Source organism: Acinetobacter legionensis (assembly GCF_048552295.1).
Taxonomy (GTDB): domain Bacteria; phylum Pseudomonadota; class Gammaproteobacteria; order Pseudomonadales; family Moraxellaceae; genus Acinetobacter.
This window is the reverse complement of sequence record NZ_JBIMCW010000026.1, coordinates 25,499-45,300: the sequence shown is the minus strand read 5'-3', so window position 1 is coordinate 45,300 and position 19,802 is coordinate 25,499. Positions and strand designations below refer to the sequence as shown.

The following is a 19,802-nucleotide window of genomic DNA, read 5'->3' as shown; positions in this document are numbered from 1 at the left end:
GTTTTAATTGTTTATTGACAACCTAAAGAGTAATTGGTGAAAGCTGATTACTCTTTTTTTATAGAAAAGTCTTTTCTTTATTCGCAAAAATGCTCAGAAAAAATGACCTCATGTGGTCATGACAAGTCCGTAAAAAATGATTAGCATGCTAGGGATCATAAAATCAAAAACTCAGATTGAAAGGAATACAAGACATGTTGGCATATGATGCAGATTTAGAACTTTTTCGTGATAACTTTAAACGTTTTATGAGTGAACACGTTGCTCCATTTTATGAGCAATGGGAAAAAGAAGGTTTAATGCCACGTTCAGTATGGTCATTATTGGGTGAAAATGGCTATCTTTGTGTGGATGTGCCTGAAGCGTATGGTGGTTACGGCGTTCCAACTGAATATTCATTGATGTTAGTTGAAGAGTCTGCACGTGCAGGCTATGGTGCCTTGTCTACCGCAATTTCATGTCATTCAGAAATAGCAGCTCCTTATATTTTGCATATTGCCAACGAAGAACAAAAACAATACTGGTTACCGAAAATGGTGTCAGGTGAAGTGGTGGGCGCAATAGGGATGACGGAACCGGGCGCGGGTTCAGACTTACAAGGGATGCGTAGTAGTGCAATTTTAAATGGTGACCATTATATTTTGAATGGTTCTAAAACGTTTATTTCAAATGGTCAGCATGCAGATTTAGTGGTATTGGCAGCAAAAACTGATCCACAAGCGCGTGCAAAAGGTGTGTCACTTTTATTGGTTGATACACATCTAGATGGATTTAAAAAGGGCACCAACCTCGATAAAATTGGTTTGCATTCGCAAGATACCTCAGAACTTTTCTTTGATAATGTTAAAGTTCCAGCAAATCAATTGTTAGGTAGCGCAGGTCAAGGTTTTGCCTATTTGATGCAAGAGTTACCTCGTGAACGTACTGCAATTGCAGCAACGGCACTTGGTGCAATTCGTGGTGCAATCGATATTACCACTCAGTATGTACAGGAACGTCAAGCATTTGGTCAGAAAATTGGCAGCTTCCAAAATACGCGTTTTGTTTTGGCTCAAGCAAAAATTGATGAGTTGGCAACAGCAGCATTCTATAACCAAAATTTAGCTTTATATAAACAAAGTAAATTGGATGTTGAAACAGCAGCGGCTTTAAAAAGTTTTAGTACTGATATGCAGATGAAAATCATCGATAGCTTGTTACAACTGTTTGGTGGTTATGGCTATATGACGGAATATCCAATTTCTCGTTTCTTTGTAGATGCACGTATTCAGCGTATTTATGGTGGAACAAATGAAATCATGAAAGAAATCGTGGCGCGTGGCATCATTGGTCGATAATGCATAAATAAATAGCAACGATAAAGTATTCAAATAAAAAACCTTCTTTATTTAAAGAAGGTTTTTTATTATCAAGGTTTAGGGATTAAGCACTTAATACATTTAAACATTCATTGATAAAGATAGGTAACTCAAAAGTTGAACGTGAAGAAATATATAAATTGTTGTCGTTTACCACTTCGCGATCAAAAACCACAGCGCCAGCTTCTTTAAGTTCTTTGAGGATATCTTCAATTGAGGTTAAGCGCCGTCCAATGGCAATTTGTGCATCGATAAGCAAATGGCTACTGTAACAACATAAAAAAATAGGTTTTTGCGCATTGGCAAAATTACGTAAAAAATCAATAAAGCGTTCATCTTCTTTAAGATGATAAGGGGAATAGCCACCCGGAATCATCAGCGCATCAAAATCCCGAACAGAGATTTCATCAATGCCTAAATCTATACTGACCGAAGATTTTCTTTGTTTGCTATACACAATATTCCCCGCAGACTTTTCAATATTGCGCACAGAATGGCTTGCAGCTCGAAAAGCTTCAACGGGATGATGATATTCCGCATCTTCGAAATCATGGGTAATGAGAACAGCGATTTTTTTATTCATATTCTATGACTCGAAATGCGCTTATGCTTTTTATCATAGAGCGCAATGTTTAAAATTCTATAGCTGCTTTGTAATTCATTTTGTGGTCAGAAAATTTATAAAGTGATGACATTTTATTCAATATATAAGTTGGAAGTGAAACATTGAAAAATGCACTATTGCCCAACAAATTAAACTGAACTATTGTTATACTGTCAGTGGTCTAAAACATAGACTTCTCGTAATTCTCGACTTTAAAGGGCGACATAACAATGATCAACGATGATCAAAAAACGACTTCTCTAGATCTTGCTCAAATCCGTGAAGATATTGACTCTGTAGATCAGCAAATCCAACAACTTATCAATCGCCGTGCAAAACTGGCCGAATCAGTTGCTAAAGCAAAATTTGCAGCAGAAGAGAATCCGTTATTTTATCGTCCTGAACGTGAAGCACAGGTTTTACGTCAAGTTATGGAGCGCAATGAAGGGCCATTGTCAGATCAAACCATGGCACGTTTATTCCGTGAAATTATGTCTGCATGTTTGGCACTTGAAGCACCACAAAGTATTGCATTTTTAGGTCCAGTCGGCACTTATACACATTCTGCTGTATTAAAACATTTTGGTCAGGATGCTGTGGTTCGTCCACTACCAACGATCGATGAAGTGTTTCGTGAAGTTGAAGCGAGCAGTGCACATTATGGTTTAGTTCCAGTTGAAAACTCATCTGAAGGTGTAGTCAACCATACTTTAGACTGTTTTAAAGCATCACATTTAAATGTGATTGGTGAAGTTGAATTGCGTATTCATCACCAATTCCTGATTTCTTCAAATACCCGTAAAGACAGTATTAAACAAATTTATGCACATCAACAAACCCTTGCGCAATGTCGTAAGTGGTTGGATGCACATTATCCGGGTGTAGAACGTGTAGCTTTAAGCTCAAATGCAGAGGCTGCTCGCCGTATACGCAATGAATGGCATTCAGCAGCAATTGCATCTGATGTGGCTGCAAGTATTTACGACTTAGAGGTTCTCCACGGCAATATTGAAGATAATCCTGAAAATACCACACGATTCTTGGTCATTGGTCGTGAAAAAGTACCACAAAGTGGCAATGATAAAACCTCATTACTGATTTCAGCACATGACCGTGCAGGGGCTTTATTGGAAATTCTTGCACCATTTGCAAAACACAACATTAGTTTGACCAGTATTGAAACCCGACCAGCATTACCTGAAAAATGGGCTTATGTATTCTTCATTGATCTTGAAGGTCATGTGGAACAGGACAATGTTAAAGCGGCGATTGAAGATATTCGCCCACTGGTTAAAGAAGTACGTGTACTGGGTTCATATCCGATTGCTGTGCTTTGATGTCGTTGTGAAATAGGTAGTTCAAAATCGTTATGTCACAACCTTTATTTAAAAAAGTTGCTTTTATTGGACTTGGATTGATTGGTTCAAGTCTAGCCCGTGTGATTGCAGCGGAACATCTTGCTGAAAATGTTGTTGCATCAACACGCTCAAAAAAAACATTGGAAGATGCAAAAGCTTTAGGAATTATTTCTGCGGGTTTTAGTGATCCTGTAGACGCTGTAAAAGATGCAGATTTAATCGTTCTGGCTTTACCCGTTCGCGCGACACAGAAAGTACTTGAAACGATTCAAGCTTATGTTTCTGAAAATGCCATCATTACCGATGTCGGAAGTACCAAAGGGAATGTGGTGGCTGCGGCACATGCTGTTTATGGTGAAAATCTTCCTGTAGGTTTTGTACCTGGTCATCCAATTGCTGGCGCAGAACATACAGGTGTCCATGCCGGTAAAGTTGACTTGTTTGTAAATCATAAAGTGATCCTAACGCCGTTGCCGACTAGTGCTGATTGGGCAGTTGAAAAACTGATTCAGCTTTGGCAGGCTGCAAAAGCTGAAGTCATTTGTATGGATGTGGACAAACATGATGAAGTGTTGGCACATACCAGTCATTTACCGCATCTAATGGCATTTAATCTGGTCGAACAGCTTGCAAATCGTGAAGATAACCTAGATATTTTCCGTTATGCCGCTGGAGGTTTTCGTGACTTCTCACGTATTGCTGCCAGTGATCCGCAGATGTGGCATGATATATTTTTTGCCAATAAAACAGCCATATTGAAAGCAGTTGATGGTTTTGAAACGCAACTTGCGACATTACGTCAACTGATTGAAGATGAGAATTCACAAGCCCTGATGGGATTGCTAGGACATGCACAAGCGGCACGACAGCATTTCAATCATATGCTCGCCAATAAACCTTTGATGGAGAAAAATAAGGTGACACAACAATTTACCATTTTGCCGGGTGAGAAGACATTTAAAGGTAAATTTACCGTGCCGGGTGACAAGTCAGTGTCACATCGTTCCATCATGTTTGGTGCAATCGCTGAAGGTACAACCCATGTTACAGGTTTCCTAGAAGGTGAAGATGCTTTAGCAACACTTCAAGCATTTCGTGATATGGGTGTCAGTATTGAAGGCCCTAAAAATGGTGAAGTGATCATACATGGTGTGGGTATTCATGGTTTAAAAGCACCCAAAACGGCACTGTACATGGGTAATTCTGGTACATCGATGCGTTTGCTTTCAGGCATGCTTTCAGCACAACAGTTTGACTCTGTGATGACGGGTGATGCGTCTTTGTCTAAGCGTCCAATGGAGCGTATTGCAAAACCTTTACGTGAAATGGGTGCGCAAATTCAAACCACGGGTGAACGTGGTACTCCGCCTGTTTCTATCACTGGCGCTCAAGCACTGAAAGGGATTCATTACGATTTGCCAATGGCATCTGCGCAAGTCAAATCTGGAATTTTATTGGCAGGTCTATGGGCAGAGGGAGAAACCTCTGTGACTGAACCTGAACCAACCCGTGACCATACTGAGCGTATGTTACGTGCTTTTGGTTATGCTGTGAAAACGGAAGGTAACCGTATTTCACTCCAAGGTGGTGGCAAGTTGGTTGGGACAGAGATTCAAGTGCCTTCTGATATTTCTTCTGCTGCATTTTTTATGGTGGGTGCTGCCATTACTGAAGGTTCAGATATTACCCTTGAAGCTGTTGGGATTAATCCAACTCGTACAGGTGTAATCGAAATCCTTAAGCAAATGGGTGCAGACTTAACTGTTGAAAATGAACGAATTGCAGGCGGTGAGCCGATTGCTGATATACGTATCCGTGGTACCCGTACACTGAAAGGCATTCATATGCCTGAAGATCAAGTACCGTTGGCAATTGATGAGTTTCCATCTTTGTTTATTGCTGCTGCATGTGCTGAAGGGAAAACGGTGTTGACAGGTGCTGCCGAATTACGGGTTAAAGAGTCTGATCGTATCCAAGTGATGGCAGATGGTTTAAAAACCATGGGGATTGATTGTACGCCAACTGATGATGGCATCATCATTGAAGGAAAAGGTAAATCGGGCGACTGGTCTGCTATTTTCTCTGGCGGTGAAATTGAATCGCACCATGACCATCGTATTGCAATGAGTTTTTCGATGGCGGGTTTACGTAACTCTGGCGAGATTAAGATTATTGGCACTGAAACAGTAGCAACAAGTTTCCCCACATTTACTGAACTCACCAATCAGGCGGGGCTTCAGATTGAAGTCACGGAATAAATCAGTCCTTGTCTAATATTTGTATAATTAATTAAAAACAGCCAAGCAAATGCTTGGCTGTTTTGTTTATATTGCTTATTCTAAAACCATACAACTATAAAGCCTTTTGGATGAAGCAATGAGAACATTACAATTTACAGCAAACTGTGAGAATCATATTAACAGTCACAACCATGGTGAAAATGCATGTTATGTCACTCAGGAATATGTGACGACTTTGTTGTTAAAACAACTGTCTCAATATGGCTTCAAAGCGGAAACAACATACTCCGATGAAGACCTTGCTGTCAGCGTAGAAAATCATCCAATTGGTTTGGGGGTTAATTGTCATTTAAATGATCAAGGATTATTAACTTGTGAAATTTCAGCCCATGCTGATGAAGAACAAGCGTGGTTTAAGAAGATAGCAACCCAGAGTATGATTAAACAATTGGCAAATGCTGTAGAAAATACGTTAAAAGAAGATGATGCGTTTAGTGGATTTGAATGGAAAGTATAAGCAGAGCCTAGGGGATAGCTATGCAATTACAAGCATTTATCGATAAATTTTCAGTAGATCAGGCGGGAAACACAGTAAGCCCTGAAACTGTAAAAAAATATCAAGCATATTTACCTGAAGCGCTCTTAGAGCTTTGGCAAAATCATGGTTTTGGCTTCTATGGTAACGGTTTGTTACAGATCATTAACCCTGAGCTTTATCAAGATGTGCTTTGGTCATGGTTAATGAAAGATCAACCTGATATGACTCGGTTACCCATTGCTATTTCAGCATTTGGTTTGGTGTTTTATTATCGCTTATTAAGCGAAGATGGCGATGAAGATATATCCTTTATTGATCCACACAACTCGGAAATTGGGGTAACAGCTTGGTCATTAACAGATTTTTTTAATGACTGGATTTGTGATGATGAGATCATTGAGCAATTTTTAGAAAAATCAGCCTTAGCAAAGGCACAAACTCAATATGGTAAATTAGTTGATAATCAAATGTATTGTTATCTTCCTGCACTGAGATTAGGTGGGCGTGCTAGTGATCTCAATTTAGATAAAGGTGATGCAGCCACACATTTAGCTTTTTTATATCAACTTGCTGTGAATAACTGATTTAAAAATCATTCAAAATAGATGCTTAGAAATGACAGTTTGAGTGAGATAAAACTGTCATTTCTATTATGAATTAAATTATGCTATTACTCGACACGTAACCATGTTTGGCTACGACCTACCGCTGAAATACCTAAATATCCACGAAGAAATAGTTTCTTGCCATTTGGGCTGACTTTACCTTTTAATCGATAGATTTTACCTGAAACTGGGTCAATAATTTTCCCATCAGTATAACTCACATGATCATCTGTCTTTAGCCCAGAGATTACCTGTAAGCCAATAATTGGCTTGTTGGTATAAGGTGCAGGGCAATTGGTGCAAAATTCTTTTGGGGTGTAGCCTGGGCGTGGTGTTGCTTTTAATGCTGTACCCGCATAGGTACCGTTACTTTGTTTTTCAATTTTAACCAGTCCCTTTGCTTCACCAGTTTTGTCATCGATATAACGCCAAGTTCCCACGATATCTTCTGCAAAAGCTGTCGATGTTAAAAATGCGATACATGCTGTCCCCAATAAAACTCTCATCATTTCCCTTATTCCTTAAGTGGGTATTTTCTACTTTAAAAATCATACTTATTTAAGGCGTTGATTATATAATGAATAGTTGGGTCATTTATTTACATAATGTGCCAATAAGTATGAAATTTAAAATGAATTGGCACATAAAGATAAGCAATTGATGAGCTTGTAAACTGGATTTAGCATAGCTGAAGCTTATGTGATGACACTCACCTTAAAAATATCATTGATTGCTTCAAAGTGAATTTCACAATCTAAGAATTTTTGAATCATTTCAGCTTGTGTTGTGGTGTGTTCACTGACAACTTGAGCAGTAAACGCACCGCCTTTACCTAAAGCTAAAGGCAATAAAAGTTGGTCTGCTAGATATTCGTCAGCCACAGCATCGCAAGCTAAAAAGGATTTAACTTCTTTGGCTAAATCATGCGCTACTTTTTCTGCACTTTTCTTCATTTCACCTAACGCAGAAAATACTTGTTGATGGTGTTGGTAATCTAACACCACAAAAGCTGTATTCCCTTGGCTAATCCCTTGAAAGTTTAGTCTATTACGTTGGCTTAAACTCAATTTATTATGCAATACTTCCAGTTCACGATCCGCAATATTCTGTTGAATATTTAAGGCAGCGGCATAGCCACGTATTTCCAGTAATTTGCCTTTATCTAATACTGAATATTCAAGCTTATCTATCCAAGGATAAGTAGTAATATTGATTTGACCCGCACCAATTGGAAAGAAACCAGCACGTTCACATTCAAAATCAACCTTTATTCCAAGTTTATGAAGAGCAGGTAGAAAACAAGACTCTATGAAATCTGCAGTCGGTGCCATTGGATTATGTGTTCCGCCGTGGATACTGATGTGACTGATTTCATTTTGCATCATCAGTGCAGGCAGTAGTGTTTGTAAAACCAATACTGTGCTACCGGCTGAACCAATATGAAAATCATATTTACCCGCCTGAACTTGTTGGGGCTGAAAATATAATTTTTGTGAATGTAGTTCAGCACCTTCCACAATGGCATTACTGATGCGTTGTGATGCTTGTACACAGACTAAATGCTGTCGCATTAAGCCCGGCTTTTTGCGCCCTGCACGAATATTCACAAGCTCAAATGGAATACCCGTTAACATAGACAATGAAAGGGCAGTTCTTAAAATTTGCCCTCCACCTTCGCCTTGTGAGCCATCAATTTGGATGGCTTTATTTTTTACTAATGTGTTCATTTTGTTCTTCATCATTTCTTTCTAAATCATTCGGTTTTCGAACATGTTTTAAAAACCGTAATTCACTTACACCATATTGTTGATAATTATCTTGTGCTTCTGCTAATGAGATTGCATTTGCACCACTTTTTGAATTTGGATGAATATTTTGTACAGGATCATCTTCCCAAAAACAAACTGGACAAATCTCAAAGTCAAAATTACCCGAAGGTTGATCTCTCGTGTAATGATGACAACAAGAACAAGGGTAATTCATTAAAAATTCCAAAAAGGGGTGAACATACTGTCAGTGCATGGTGATGCTCGGTGCATTGTAACTTTGCTTTCACAAAGGTTTGCCTTGTACGTAGTGATGGGTTGATTTGTGCTTAAAGTTTTAAGCTAACCCGCTCGCTCATCAAGCCACTACACCTTATTTTCAATCCTGTGTTGTGGAGGTAGGGGATCTTGCACTCGCCCAGTATGTTCGGGTTTTCTCAAATGACGAATCACTTGAGAAAAGGTGAAATATATTGTCAGTACGTGGTAATGCTGTGTAAATAGTCACTCTGATTCACAAAGGTTTAAGTGCTGATAGGTGATGGATTTGATTAGTGCGTTTCCGCTCTAAATCCGCTTCGCTGTCATTACCCAAAAATGATGCTGACTTTTATTTCAATCTATGCAGCCTTAGATCTTGTACTCGCCCAATATATTTCGAGATCTGATAGGGTAAGCCCTATCAAAGCTTTTAAATGATGGCTTTAAACGTCAAGTAAATCAACTTGCCAATTGGTGGCTTGTATCAATACATTCAAGTCGCGTAATTTGGCACTGATATCATCGGATTGTTTTTGCAATGATGATACTCGAATGACCTTATGCCATTTGATTTCACGTGTACTATAGCGATCAGGCTCACGTTGTGTATTGCTGATAGCAGACGTTAAAATTTTATGACGCTCTACAAGCTCATCACGTTGAGTAAGTAAAGCCAATAATGAACGACCATCTGTTAATTTTGCCAAAGCATTGGTTTGATGAATGGCATAAACAAGTTTTTGGGATTCTTGAGTTAATGCAAATACTTGCTTTAATAACTCATTTGGATCCTCGGATGGCTCATCACCGTCTTGTACCAATACGTTTGCATTGATACGTTGTTTTAATGAAGCGAGTTTCTTTTGTTGATCGCTTCGTAATAAAAGTGCTTCTGCAAGTTTCATTTTATTTTCCTTATCGCTTTTAATAGTCAATAAATATTTAACACAACGATTTCATATAAAGTTTGCTGGGGTAAAGTATCAATTGGGATTGATCCGGCAAATTTGATAACATCTTCTAAAGTTTGATTTTCATGCCAAGTGGTCATGAAATTATAATCATCGTCTTTAGGTAGATCATAATTACAAAATTCTAAATAAGAATAATCCAATGCATCATCCCAAATTGAACATTCATGGCCCCAAGCTAAAGCCCAATAGCATTGTTCAGATTTTACAATCCAATCACTGCATTGATTGCGCCAATCATTGGTTACATTGTTGTTATGTATTGCTAGCACAACAATGTATGGCTCTTGTGGTAATTCAAGATGGATTGCTTGATTAGCCAAAAGATCGTAATGACTGATCTTGACTTGTTTAGAGCGATCCATTGGTATTACTCATTTTGATTAATCCAAGTGTGATTAAGTACCCAGTCGTTAATACAGAAAAATGGTAGATTACGTACTGGGTAAATTTCATGCCATTCATGTTGATTAAAATCATTTTCAAAAAAACGTTGTATTTCTTGTTTCAAAGTGTTCAGAAAAAAATACTTATTCAATTTAAGAGTATGCACAAAAGACCTTGCAATAAATCGAATAATTAATTGATCCTCTATAATCGAGTTTTCTGTAACAATTTTAACAACATGACCTTCTTCATCTATCTCAATAGAGGCTGGCAGAATATTTTGTTGAATATTCCACCCCCAATTCACCAAATCTTGAAACGGATCATAAACATCTGATAAATCTATTGAGATTTCTAGTTGATCATATTTGAAAATTAAAGCAGCCCAGCCATGATCAAACATTTTTAATTCAATAGAAATAAATGAGTGATTTAATCTCCCTAATTTATGCATCAACTAACCCTTTACACAAACAACCTGACTTAAGGTATAAACCACTTCCACTAAATCACTTTGTGCTTTCATCACATCTTCAATTGGCTTATACGCAGATGGAATCTCATCAATCACGGCTGCATCTTTACGGCATTCCACACCTTTGGTTTGTTCAATCTGATCTTCCACAGTAAACAACTTTTTTGCCGCAGTACGGCTATGTACACGCCCAGCCCCATGCGAACATGAACAGAAAGACTCCTGATTTCCCTTACCTTTGACAATAAAAGACTTGGCACCCATTGAACCCGGAATAATTCCATACTCACCCAAACGGGCACGTACAGCACCTTTACGTGTTACCAGTACTTCCTGACCAAAGTGTTCTTCTTTATCCACATAATTATGGTGGCAATTAACGGCTTCAACTTTGGCATTAAATGGTTTGTTGATGATGATTCGTAAAGCTTGAACCGCAGCTTCCATCATTAACTCACGGTTTTTCATGGCAAATCGTTGTGCCCAACCCACTGCAAACCAATAATCATCAAAGTGTTCAGTCCCTTCCACTAAATAAGCTAAATCTTTATCAGGCAGATTAATAAAGTGCTTTTGCATATCTTTACGTGCAAGCTCAATAAAGTGATTACCAATCGCATTTCCTACACCACGAGAACCTGAGTGCAACATAATCCATACTTGTTGATGCTCATCTAAACAGACTTCAACAAAATGGTTTCCTGTTCCCAAAGTACCCAACTGTTTATGGTTGTTGGTATTTTTCAAACGGGGATGCTTGGCACAGATATATTCAAAATCAGTCACCAACTCAGCCCAAGCCTGATCAACACGTGCAGTAGGTGTATCCCATGAACCTTGGTCACGACGACCACGACCTTTGGTCATACCATGCGGAATTAAACGTTCAAGTTCGGTACGCAGTGCGTATAAGTTATCTGGTAAATCTGATGCGCTTAGCGAAGTACGTGCAGCCATCATTCCACAGCCAATATCTACACCGACAGCAGCAGGGATGATTGCGCCTTTGGTTGGAATTACACTTCCAATCGTTGCTCCGATTCCTACATGTACATCTGGCATTACTGCCATCCATTTATAAATAAAAGGCATTTGCGCTGTTTTTAATAATTGGTCTTTCGATTTCTCATCAACAGGGACACCTTTGGTCCACATTTTTATAGGAACACCTTTAGCATCCTGAATTACGTTATAAGTACGTTCCTGTGCTAAGGAAGTTTGTTTTTCGATTTTTTCTGCGACTAACATCGTCATTGCTTTGATCCTTTTCAAAACCTGCCTGCCAAGCGGATGCAGGCAGGTGATATTTATATACATCTCATGATGTATGCTCTATATATTGCAGAGAGTGTGCCAACTTTGTTTTTCAATTGATTTTGGTTTATAAGATATTGATTTATAATAAATAGATAAATTTAAATTTTATTTAAAATGTATATTTTAAAAAAACTATGCTAATTTAAATATTATTTTAGATAGTAATTTATCTATTTTTATATTTTAAATGAAATATAAAACAACCAATTCCTAGACATAATAAGAAAAGTAGGCTAAAACCAATTGAAAAGATGAGGCTTATTTTAGAGCCTTGTAAATAGGCAAATAAAGTGATTGAAAATATTAGGCTATAAATACTACTAAGGAAATATCTTCCGCAATGTGGTGCAAATTTAGTTGTAAAATAGCCGAGCCAAATAGCTATTGGGAATGTTGATATAATTGAAAAATAATAAATTTTTGAGCAGGTTGGGATATCTTCTTGCTGGAAACCGCAACCCAAAGTGAGTGAAAGCAAAAAAATGACGTAGAAGAAAAATAAGAATATAAAAATTACTAAAGGAAATAAGAGGAAAGCAAACCAAGTACGCATTGTTATTATTCAGGATATTTATCATGTTACAGATTATAGTATGAAACCTAGCTTGGGAGAATTTCTTCTCCCAAACTAGATTTGATGAAATTTGTGAATCTTAATTTTTGTTCATATCCCATATCGTATTATCATCAGTTGGTTGATAATGTTCTTCGATATGGATTTTTAACCTCAGTGCGAGAGGATCATCTTCTAGGATTTGACTATGCCCATGTAAAAGTTTCAGTTCGCTTTTTTTACGACTTTTACTTGGCGGTTTTTCATGATAGTTCTGGCATTTCTTATACCAGTGGTTAGTTTCTAAATAGTACTTTTTGACTCTTAGTTTCTCTAAAGCAAGATCAAGATTGTTATCGTCAACAATAACTTGTATAGACATGATTTGCGTTTTACAGACTGACACCTGTCTTTGGTTTTAAGTTGAGACTCCAAGCTAGCAAATTTTTTGTTGATTCACAAGCATCGCTTTTAAACATGATAAGTTTAAAAAGAAAAGCAGCCACAAACGTTAAGATTGGATATTGTGAGTGAACACGATAGGAGGGTTTAAACCCTGCACTAAGGCGTTACCATGTAATCCAATTTATATTCGTGACTGCTTATCGTGTAAATCTATTTATTATAATGAGAGTACATCAACAAAAGGCTGAAGACAGTCGTGGCTCTACCAACTGAGCTACTGTATCTTGTCATACAGGGGGGTATCGAAGCACCGACAAACGCGTAATGTAGTCCTCAAAGCATTTGATCTACTTTCATTATTGCTTATACAAGATCAAAAAAGTTGGTGTTGGATATGTGCAGTACCCGAAATACTGTGCGTGAGATCGTGATGTAATCCAACAGGCATTTGATCGTTTAAACATAGGTCTAAGCCCATCAACAAATTTGATTATAAGACAAACAATTCACCGCTTTTGCTTTAAGCGACTGTATGTATATACAGCAGAGGAATCTAACCTCTGATCTGTGAATTCTAATGTAGTCCTATGCGTATTTGATGGACTGATGACCCCAGTATATTTTCATATACTGCCCTACAAGTGAATCAACAAGTTTTTCAAAGACGTTCGTGCCTTACCGCTTGGCGACCATCATCGAAATGATGGGGTGGATTCGAACCACCGATGACGTCAATTTTAAGATGTAGTCCTTGAAGCATTTGATTCTTTTACTGCTTTGCATAAACAAAATGTTAAAGACGTTTCGTTGCTCTATCCAACTGAGCTACTTTTCAAACTTGCAAAAGCGTGAAAAGGGTGGATTTGAACCACCGACCTACGCATTAAAGATGTAGTCCTTAACGCATTTTATGCGATGTATTTTGCCAACAAAGGTGTCGATAAAACATCAATTATTCAAAGTAATGTAGTTCTATCTGCATTTGGCAATTTCTTACTTAGCACAACAATTAAATATAGAAACAGCATAATCTTGAAATGTAGTTCCTATGGCATTTGTGCTTTTTATCTAACCCAGTCTTATCAAGTGTGGACATTGTTAAATGTAAACACTTGAAGAGACTCGATCAAATTTGTTTATACATTCAACTTGCATAAAGCTGAGTTTGTGTAATATCTATTTTTTCAATTTCGTTTACCCAATGATCTGCATGCATTTCATTTTTGGCAAAACTTTCAATCAGTTGAAATACCGTATCGGAAAACCCACCGACATTCATCACATCGCTATGTTCAGGCATTTGCGTAGTGGTATAGGGTTGCAGATCAACACACACCAGTTTTGCATCTGGGTTATGCTGTTTTAGCTGTTTCCAATAATGCATCATCCCAGTTTTTCGGTGTGATCTTGGAACTTGATCTGCCCATGATTCATTATCAGAGAAGAAAATTACCATATCAACTTTGGCATTTTCTTTCACTAACAGTTCCAAAGGCTTAGAGCAATCAGTTCCTCCACCACACATGCTGGCAAACTTTTTAGCCAAAGCAAAAATATCAATTTCTGAATTTTGCTGTTTTCCAAAATGTTTTCGTTTTAAATATTCCTGTACTTTGCTGAAATTGGATAATTGACGAACTTCAGTATCAAACGGCATCAAACGAATATTTGGATTTACATATTTAAATGCACTAGCAAATAATGCAGCAGCATCTACGCAACGTAACTGAGAGGTTGCACCCTGACGATAACCTGTCACAGAACTTGACATCGAACCGGAAACATCAATCGCAATCACCACATTTCCTTCAAGTTTCGGTACATTGGCGATGGCACGCTGCATAGCAAACTTTAGCGCATTGGCAATTTCATGTGGCATATCCTCTGCAAGTGCTGACCAAGCCATCATCAATTGATATGGAAATACTCGACTTTTGGCTATGGCTTGCTCATCCATCAATTTATCGGCAATGATTTTTGTCATTCCTTTGATTTTAAAAACATCATGGCGTAAGAAGGTATTTAAGTTCATACGTAGCATTTGCCAAGAACCATTTTTTGCAATTTCGGCCCATTGTTTCGCATTCAAATTTAAATTGGTTAGAAGCTGCATCGGTACTTTAGGTACTTGTGTTGCTGTTCCCAATCGAAACTCTTCCAATGCCTGCACTTGAGTCGGTAATTGGACAAGTTGGTATTCTTTTCCTAAGACATAGGCAAAAAAAGCATCGTGTTGAACTGTCTTTGGTTTTGGATGAGTCATTTTTAACACATCGGCAAGTGAAGGGCTGTTTCCAATATTGGCCGCAATCAATTGTTGATCCGATGCTGAAAGAATCCATTTATTGACCATACGTTTCGGTAATGAACCTAATGACTTACGACCAATCATTCCAGAGCGCATGATTTGAACAAAATTTCTCAACTGTTTTCCATTATCAATAATCAAAGGAAAAACTTGCTTAAATAATTCTGCATCAAGTTCAGAAAGTAAAGCCAATAACACTACAGGTGTATCTTTCATATGTGCCTTTTGGCGTGCATAAATTGCAGTTTTAGCCACAAATTCAGGCTCTACTTCAAGCGCTAGGTTTAGAATATTATCAAGTTGCACTTGTGCATTTTGATAAAAGGTCTGATTCAGTGTACCTGTTGCAGCAAGCTGCGCTAATGCGGCACGAGATTTTAATTTATATGCGCGACCACCAGCTTCGTTGTATTCAATGGTTTTTGGTTTTGCCTGTTGTTTAGAGGCAAAAATTGTCTTGTTCGCCATGACAGCATCCTCAAGTGATTTTTTAATTTCTTGAGATAGATATTGCAGAGAGTGTGCCAAGTTTTGTTTTGGAATGAAATTTTATTTTTAAGTGACTGATTTTATAAGTTTAAAAATTTAAAAGTTCAGTGGTTATTTGTTTTTAAATTTAAAAGGTATAAAATAAAATATCTTTATTTATAGATTTTTATCTTTATTTCTATTTTTAAAATAAAAATCAATGAGCCTAATGTTGTGCAAATAAAAAAGGACACTAACTCCAGCTAAAAGCAAAGTTAGTTGGGATATAGTCAACCTATTAAAAACTCAGGCACAAAAAGATGTTTTTTTTAATTCATATTTTTAATTAAATTAATTGCATGGCGGAATAAACTATTTGAATATAAAAAGCTTACACTGCCACACCTTTTGGAGATGAGGCCAAACCTTGCGCTGCAAACAAAGCTGAGCTTTGTTTTGCTCATGTTGGGCGAGGGATAGATCCTGTACCCAGCATTCCTACACAATGGGCGATATCCATATCTCCACACGATAGAACGACCATCTATGATTCAATAATATTGCATAGCGTTAAATTGAAGTTGGGAAAATTACTTTTCCCAGGGTTTCCCAGTGCGAAACGGTGTTAATTCGCCATGCATATTTAGTTCATACTGATCAAAATCATCAGCAATGTAAAAATTGCCATGATAGTACTGGGCAATTTCATTACCAATGGTTTGCACACCTTGTGCATCGTGGTAACGGGCACTGAGATGCGTTGCAATTAAATTAGGTAGTTGAATCGATTCTGCAAACTCAGCGACCATTTTCGCAGAACTGTGCATTGGGCCTGCGCCTACTTTGTCTAATATCGATTGAGTATAGGTTGTTTCATGAATCAGCAGTGCTGCATCCTGACAAGCGTTCGATAGTAATTCTGGCTGATCGTTATCTCCACCGACAATGGCATAAACACTTTGAGTGTTTTGAATGAGAACCTCTTGACTTAAGACGGACTGCCCATTCCACTCAATATTTTGACCTTGTTGTAGATCACCCCATAGTTTACCTTTTGGAATTTTGAGTTGATTTAAAACGTCAACATTGAGTTTGCGCTGAGTTTGTGTCGCTTTAAAACCATAAGCATAACTTGTCACACGGTGGTGTAAGTGATGAACGTTAATGGAAATATGCTCATCCAATTGAAAGGGATTCGTCAAAGTATTTACATCGATAAAATGTATTGGATAAGGCAGAAAAAGTTCAGTGAATTGACAGGTAACTTCTAACCATTGCTGAATTTCTTTGGGTGCAATTAGCGTGATTGGATCTTTACGTGCATTCATACCAGCACTTGCCAGTAAACCCATCAAGCCATAACAATGATCGCCGTGTACATGCGTAATGCAAATGGCTTTTAAATGTTGTAAAGAGAGTTTTGCTTGTTGAATACGATGCTGTGTACCTTCGCCTGCATCAACCAATATCCAGTCTTTGCTTTTGCAATAATGAATCGCTAAACCTGACACATTGCGTGTTAATGTGGGCACACCAGAGGATGTCCCTAAGAATGTAAACTGTAACATGAGGAATTAAAACCTATTGAATATTTAAAATGTTTTCTATGATTGTTTTTACAACAAAGCAGGGTGGATTCCATCAAAAAGTGTCGAATCAGACGGTGATGGGAGAAGTGAGTAAAAGCTTTGTACATCAATAGTATAGTCGCATTATATTCAAAAGAGAAACTGAGATTTTTAAAATATTAAAAATGACGGTATAAACAGTATTTGATTTTTGACAAAATAAAACTATGCTTTAAGCAAGATATATAAAATTTTATAGATTTATAGAAATATGCAAAAATTTAAAAAAACAGTCGTGATTGGTTTTGTGGGTTCTACTTTAGATCAAGGGAAAAAACTTGATCGCTGGCAACGCTGGCGTCCCACCATAAGTTTGTTGATGCATGAAGATTTAGTGATTGATGAGCTGGTTTTGTTACATGATCGCCGTAATGTCAGCTTAATTGATCATTTGCGGCAAGATGCGTTAGAAATCTCACCGCAAACCCAGATTACTGGCCATAAGGTGTGTATCCGTGATCCTTGGGATTTTTCAGATATGTATGGTGCATTATATGACTTTGTAAAATCATATTCTTTTGATACTGAGAACAATCATTATTTATTACATATCACCACAGGTACTCATGTTGCGCAAATATGTTGGTATTTACTGGTTGATGCGCATTATTTACCAGCCAAACTCATTCAAAGTGCACCTACAGGTAAACAACAACCCGAGGGTGAATATCGGATTATAGATTTAGATTTATCTCGATATGCAGCATTAACCCAGCGGTTTGAACATGAACAATCTGAAAATTGGCAGCAGTTAAAAGCCAATATTGCCACGAAGAACCAAAACTTTAATCAAATGATTCAAGAAGTGGAATTGGTTGCAACACGCTCAAGTGCGCCAATTTTGATTATGGGTGCAACAGGGGTTGGTAAGTCGCATTTAGCCAAGCAAATTTATCAATTGAAAAAGGAAAAATTTCATTTTTCAGGACGCTTTATTGATGTGAACTGCGCAACACTGGTTGGTGATAGTGCGATGTCGACATTATTTGGTCATAGTAAAGGTGCATTTACAGGCGCTATTGCAGCACGTACGGGTTATTTGAAAAGTGCGGATAATGGCATTTTATTCCTCGATGAAATCGGCGAGCTAGGGTTGGATGAGCAAGCCATGTTGCTCAAGGCCTTGGAGGATAAGTCATTCTTTCCTGTAGGAAGTGATAAAGAGGTTCAGGCTGACTTTCAGTTGATTGCAGGAACCAATCGAGATTTACGTGAGGAAGTCCGTGCAGGGCGGTTCCGTGAAGATCTATGGGCTCGCTTAAATACATGGACCTTCTTTTTACCGAGCTTAAAAGATCGCGTAGAAGATATTGAACCGAATATCACCTTTGAATTACAACGTTTTGCTGTTGCGCATCAACGGCAGTTGCGTTTTCATACCGACGCCTTAGAAAAATATTTAAAATTTGCGCAATCTTTAGACGCCAGTTGGCAAGGGAATTTTCGTGATTTAACTGCAAGCGTGACACGTATGGCGACTTTAGCCAATGGTGAGCGTATTGGTTTACATGAAGTAAATGCTGAGATTGGCCGACTACAACAAATTTGGAATATTGCTGAAAATAAAGAGGCTTTAACCCAATCGTCACTGATGAAAATTTTAAGTGCTGAACAAGTGGCGCAGATTGATGAGTTTGATCGTATTCAATTGCAGGGGGTGATTGAGGTTTGCCAAAAATCGAAATCCATGGCCGATGCTGGACGGCGTTTATTTTCTGTATCTCGCGAGCAAAGACAAACCACCAACGACAGTGATCGCGTGAAAAAGTATTTGGCGAAATTTGGTTTGAGTTGGGATGATGTGAACGGATAAATAAAGTGACTCATTCACCTTATTTATCCTAGAATTCTTTTTAAATTCAGATTTATGGCACAAGAAGAAAACGCGAAATTGCGATTCTTAACTGCTTTAAATAACCTGTAAAGAAATGGTTTGCGCCTGGCAATACTGTAATTAAATGGCGCTGAGGTTTTGCCCATTCAAGCAAATCAGAGAGTTTAGTCGTCGGATCTGCTTCACCATGTACAAACAGGATATCGCCTTTAATGGCTGGGGTAACATAATGACGCAGACCATCTACAGTGGATGTTGGTAAACCACATAAGATCACTTGTTGCGGTTTAATTTCATCAGGTAGCGCATGATAGGCTTTTGCCATTACATGTGCACCAAAACTAAAACCGCCAACGTAGAAAGGTAGACTTTTGTGTAATTGTCTAACGTATCTAATGACCTCTAGAATATCTTCAGTTTCAGCAAAGCCTTCGTCATGGATTCCATCGCTTTGTCCAGAACCACGAAAACTTGGGCGATAGACCACACAACCCTGTTCAGAGAGGATTTGTGCAAGTAAAGCAGGAACTTTATGTTGAGGTGTACCACCTTGCAGTGGGTGAGGATGACAAACGACAGCAAAACCTTTTACTTCGCCCACAGGATAGTCAACAAAAACTTCAATTTTGCCAACCGAACCTTGAATGAACAGTTGTTCGGACATAATTTAAACGATCATAAGCAGGGAAGTGCGATAGTTTACCGATTCTGTTCACAGAAAACATG

18 protein-coding genes are annotated in these 19,802 nt (G+C 38.0%); 6 read left to right on the top strand and 12 right to left on the bottom strand.

Going from position 1 to position 19,802, the window contains the following annotated elements; genetic code table 11:
* Positions 1–194 precede the first annotated feature (194 nt).
* Positions 195–1,337 carry an acyl-CoA dehydrogenase family protein gene (locus ACG916_RS17380; RefSeq protein ID WP_224963824.1) on the top strand — a complete coding sequence of 381 codons (1,143 nt, stop codon included), beginning with the start codon at positions 195–197 and terminating at the stop codon, positions 1,335–1,337.
* Positions 1,338–1,422: 85 nt separating this feature from the next.
* Here ACG916_RS17380 and ACG916_RS17375 read toward each other — a convergent pair whose 3' ends face one another.
* On the bottom strand, positions 1,423–1,941 hold the full coding sequence (locus tag ACG916_RS17375) for a DJ-1/PfpI/YhbO family deglycase/protease (protein ID WP_336954410.1): 519 nt from the start codon (positions 1,939–1,941) through the stop codon (positions 1,423–1,425).
* 251 nt (positions 1,942–2,192) lie between these two features.
* Between ACG916_RS17375 and pheA the strand changes: the two genes are divergently transcribed.
* The 4 genes from pheA to ACG916_RS17355 all read left to right on the top strand — a co-directional run bounded on the left by pheA (position 2,193) and on the right by ACG916_RS17355 (position 6,682).
* Entirely contained in the window at positions 2,193–3,299 is a 1,107-nt protein-coding gene (pheA, locus tag ACG916_RS17370; RefSeq protein WP_419327737.1) for a prephenate dehydratase, read from the top strand.
* A gap of 32 nt (positions 3,300–3,331) precedes the next feature.
* Positions 3,332–5,578, top strand: coding sequence for a bifunctional prephenate dehydrogenase/3-phosphoshikimate 1-carboxyvinyltransferase (locus ACG916_RS17365; protein ID WP_336954411.1), 2,247 nt, complete (start codon positions 3,332–3,334; stop codon positions 5,576–5,578).
* A 118-nt stretch (positions 5,579–5,696) separates the two neighbouring features.
* Complete coding sequence (locus ACG916_RS17360) at positions 5,697–6,077, top strand: hypothetical protein (protein ID WP_419327738.1); 381 nt, start codon at positions 5,697–5,699, stop codon at positions 6,075–6,077.
* Positions 6,078–6,097: 20 nt separating this feature from the next.
* Positions 6,098–6,682: a GAD-like domain-containing protein gene (locus tag ACG916_RS17355; RefSeq protein ID WP_419327739.1), complete on the top strand. Its 585-nt coding sequence runs from the start codon at positions 6,098–6,100 to the stop codon at positions 6,680–6,682.
* Between the two features lie 86 nt (positions 6,683–6,768).
* On the opposite strand, the gene ACG916_RS17350 is transcribed toward ACG916_RS17355, so the two are convergent.
* From ACG916_RS17350 to ACG916_RS17305, 10 genes are all read right to left on the bottom strand, one after another.
* Positions 6,769–7,212 (bottom strand): DUF2147 domain-containing protein, encoded by a 444-nt coding sequence (locus ACG916_RS17350; RefSeq protein ID WP_105713769.1) that lies wholly within the window; start codon positions 7,210–7,212, stop codon positions 6,769–6,771.
* A gap of 186 nt (positions 7,213–7,398) precedes the next feature.
* Positions 7,399–8,430, bottom strand: coding sequence for an RNA 3'-terminal phosphate cyclase (gene rtcA, locus ACG916_RS17345; RefSeq protein ID WP_335955376.1), 1,032 nt, complete (start codon positions 8,428–8,430; stop codon positions 7,399–7,401).
* The gene (locus ACG916_RS17340) at positions 8,408–8,686 is read right to left on the bottom strand and encodes a CPCC family cysteine-rich protein (protein WP_051671060.1); all 279 of its coding nucleotides are present in this window, start codon (positions 8,684–8,686) and stop codon (positions 8,408–8,410) included. Before ACG916_RS17340 ends, rtcA begins: the two co-directional genes overlap by 23 nt.
* 487 nt (positions 8,687–9,173) lie before the next feature.
* The gene (locus tag ACG916_RS17335) at positions 9,174–9,635 is read right to left on the bottom strand and encodes a DIP1984 family protein (RefSeq protein WP_336954417.1); all 462 of its coding nucleotides are present in this window, start codon (positions 9,633–9,635) and stop codon (positions 9,174–9,176) included.
* A gap of 26 nt (positions 9,636–9,661) precedes the next feature.
* The gene (locus tag ACG916_RS17330; protein ID WP_419327740.1) at positions 9,662–10,066 is read right to left on the bottom strand and encodes a DUF7684 family protein; all 405 of its coding nucleotides are present in this window, start codon (positions 10,064–10,066) and stop codon (positions 9,662–9,664) included.
* Between the two features lie 5 nt (positions 10,067–10,071).
* A complete protein-coding gene (locus tag ACG916_RS17325; RefSeq protein ID WP_419327741.1) occupies positions 10,072–10,542 on the bottom strand; it encodes a hypothetical protein in 471 nt (156 codons plus the stop codon).
* A 3-nt stretch (positions 10,543–10,545) separates the two neighbouring features.
* Positions 10,546–11,811 (bottom strand): RtcB family protein, encoded by a 1,266-nt coding sequence (locus ACG916_RS17320; RefSeq protein ID WP_419327818.1) that lies wholly within the window; start codon positions 11,809–11,811, stop codon positions 10,546–10,548.
* Between the two features lie 722 nt (positions 11,812–12,533).
* Complete coding sequence (locus ACG916_RS17315) at positions 12,534–12,815, bottom strand: hypothetical protein (protein ID WP_224963817.1); 282 nt, start codon at positions 12,813–12,815, stop codon at positions 12,534–12,536.
* A 1,167-nt stretch (positions 12,816–13,982) separates the two neighbouring features.
* Complete coding sequence (locus ACG916_RS17310) at positions 13,983–15,614, bottom strand: TROVE domain-containing protein (RefSeq protein WP_419327742.1); 1,632 nt, start codon at positions 15,612–15,614, stop codon at positions 13,983–13,985.
* 590 nt (positions 15,615–16,204) lie between these two features.
* Entirely contained in the window at positions 16,205–17,182 is a 978-nt protein-coding gene (locus tag ACG916_RS17305; protein ID WP_419327743.1) for a ribonuclease Z, read from the bottom strand.
* 271 nt (positions 17,183–17,453) lie between these two features.
* Between ACG916_RS17305 and rtcR the strand changes: the two genes are divergently transcribed.
* On the top strand, positions 17,454–19,055 hold the full coding sequence (gene rtcR / locus ACG916_RS17300; protein ID WP_419327744.1) for an RNA repair transcriptional activator RtcR: 1,602 nt from the start codon (positions 17,454–17,456) through the stop codon (positions 19,053–19,055).
* Between the two features lie 52 nt (positions 19,056–19,107).
* On the opposite strand, the gene ACG916_RS17295 is transcribed toward rtcR, so the two are convergent.
* Positions 19,108–19,740, bottom strand: coding sequence for an alpha/beta hydrolase (locus tag ACG916_RS17295; protein WP_336954423.1), 633 nt, complete (start codon positions 19,738–19,740; stop codon positions 19,108–19,110).
* Positions 19,741–19,802 lie beyond the last annotated feature (62 nt).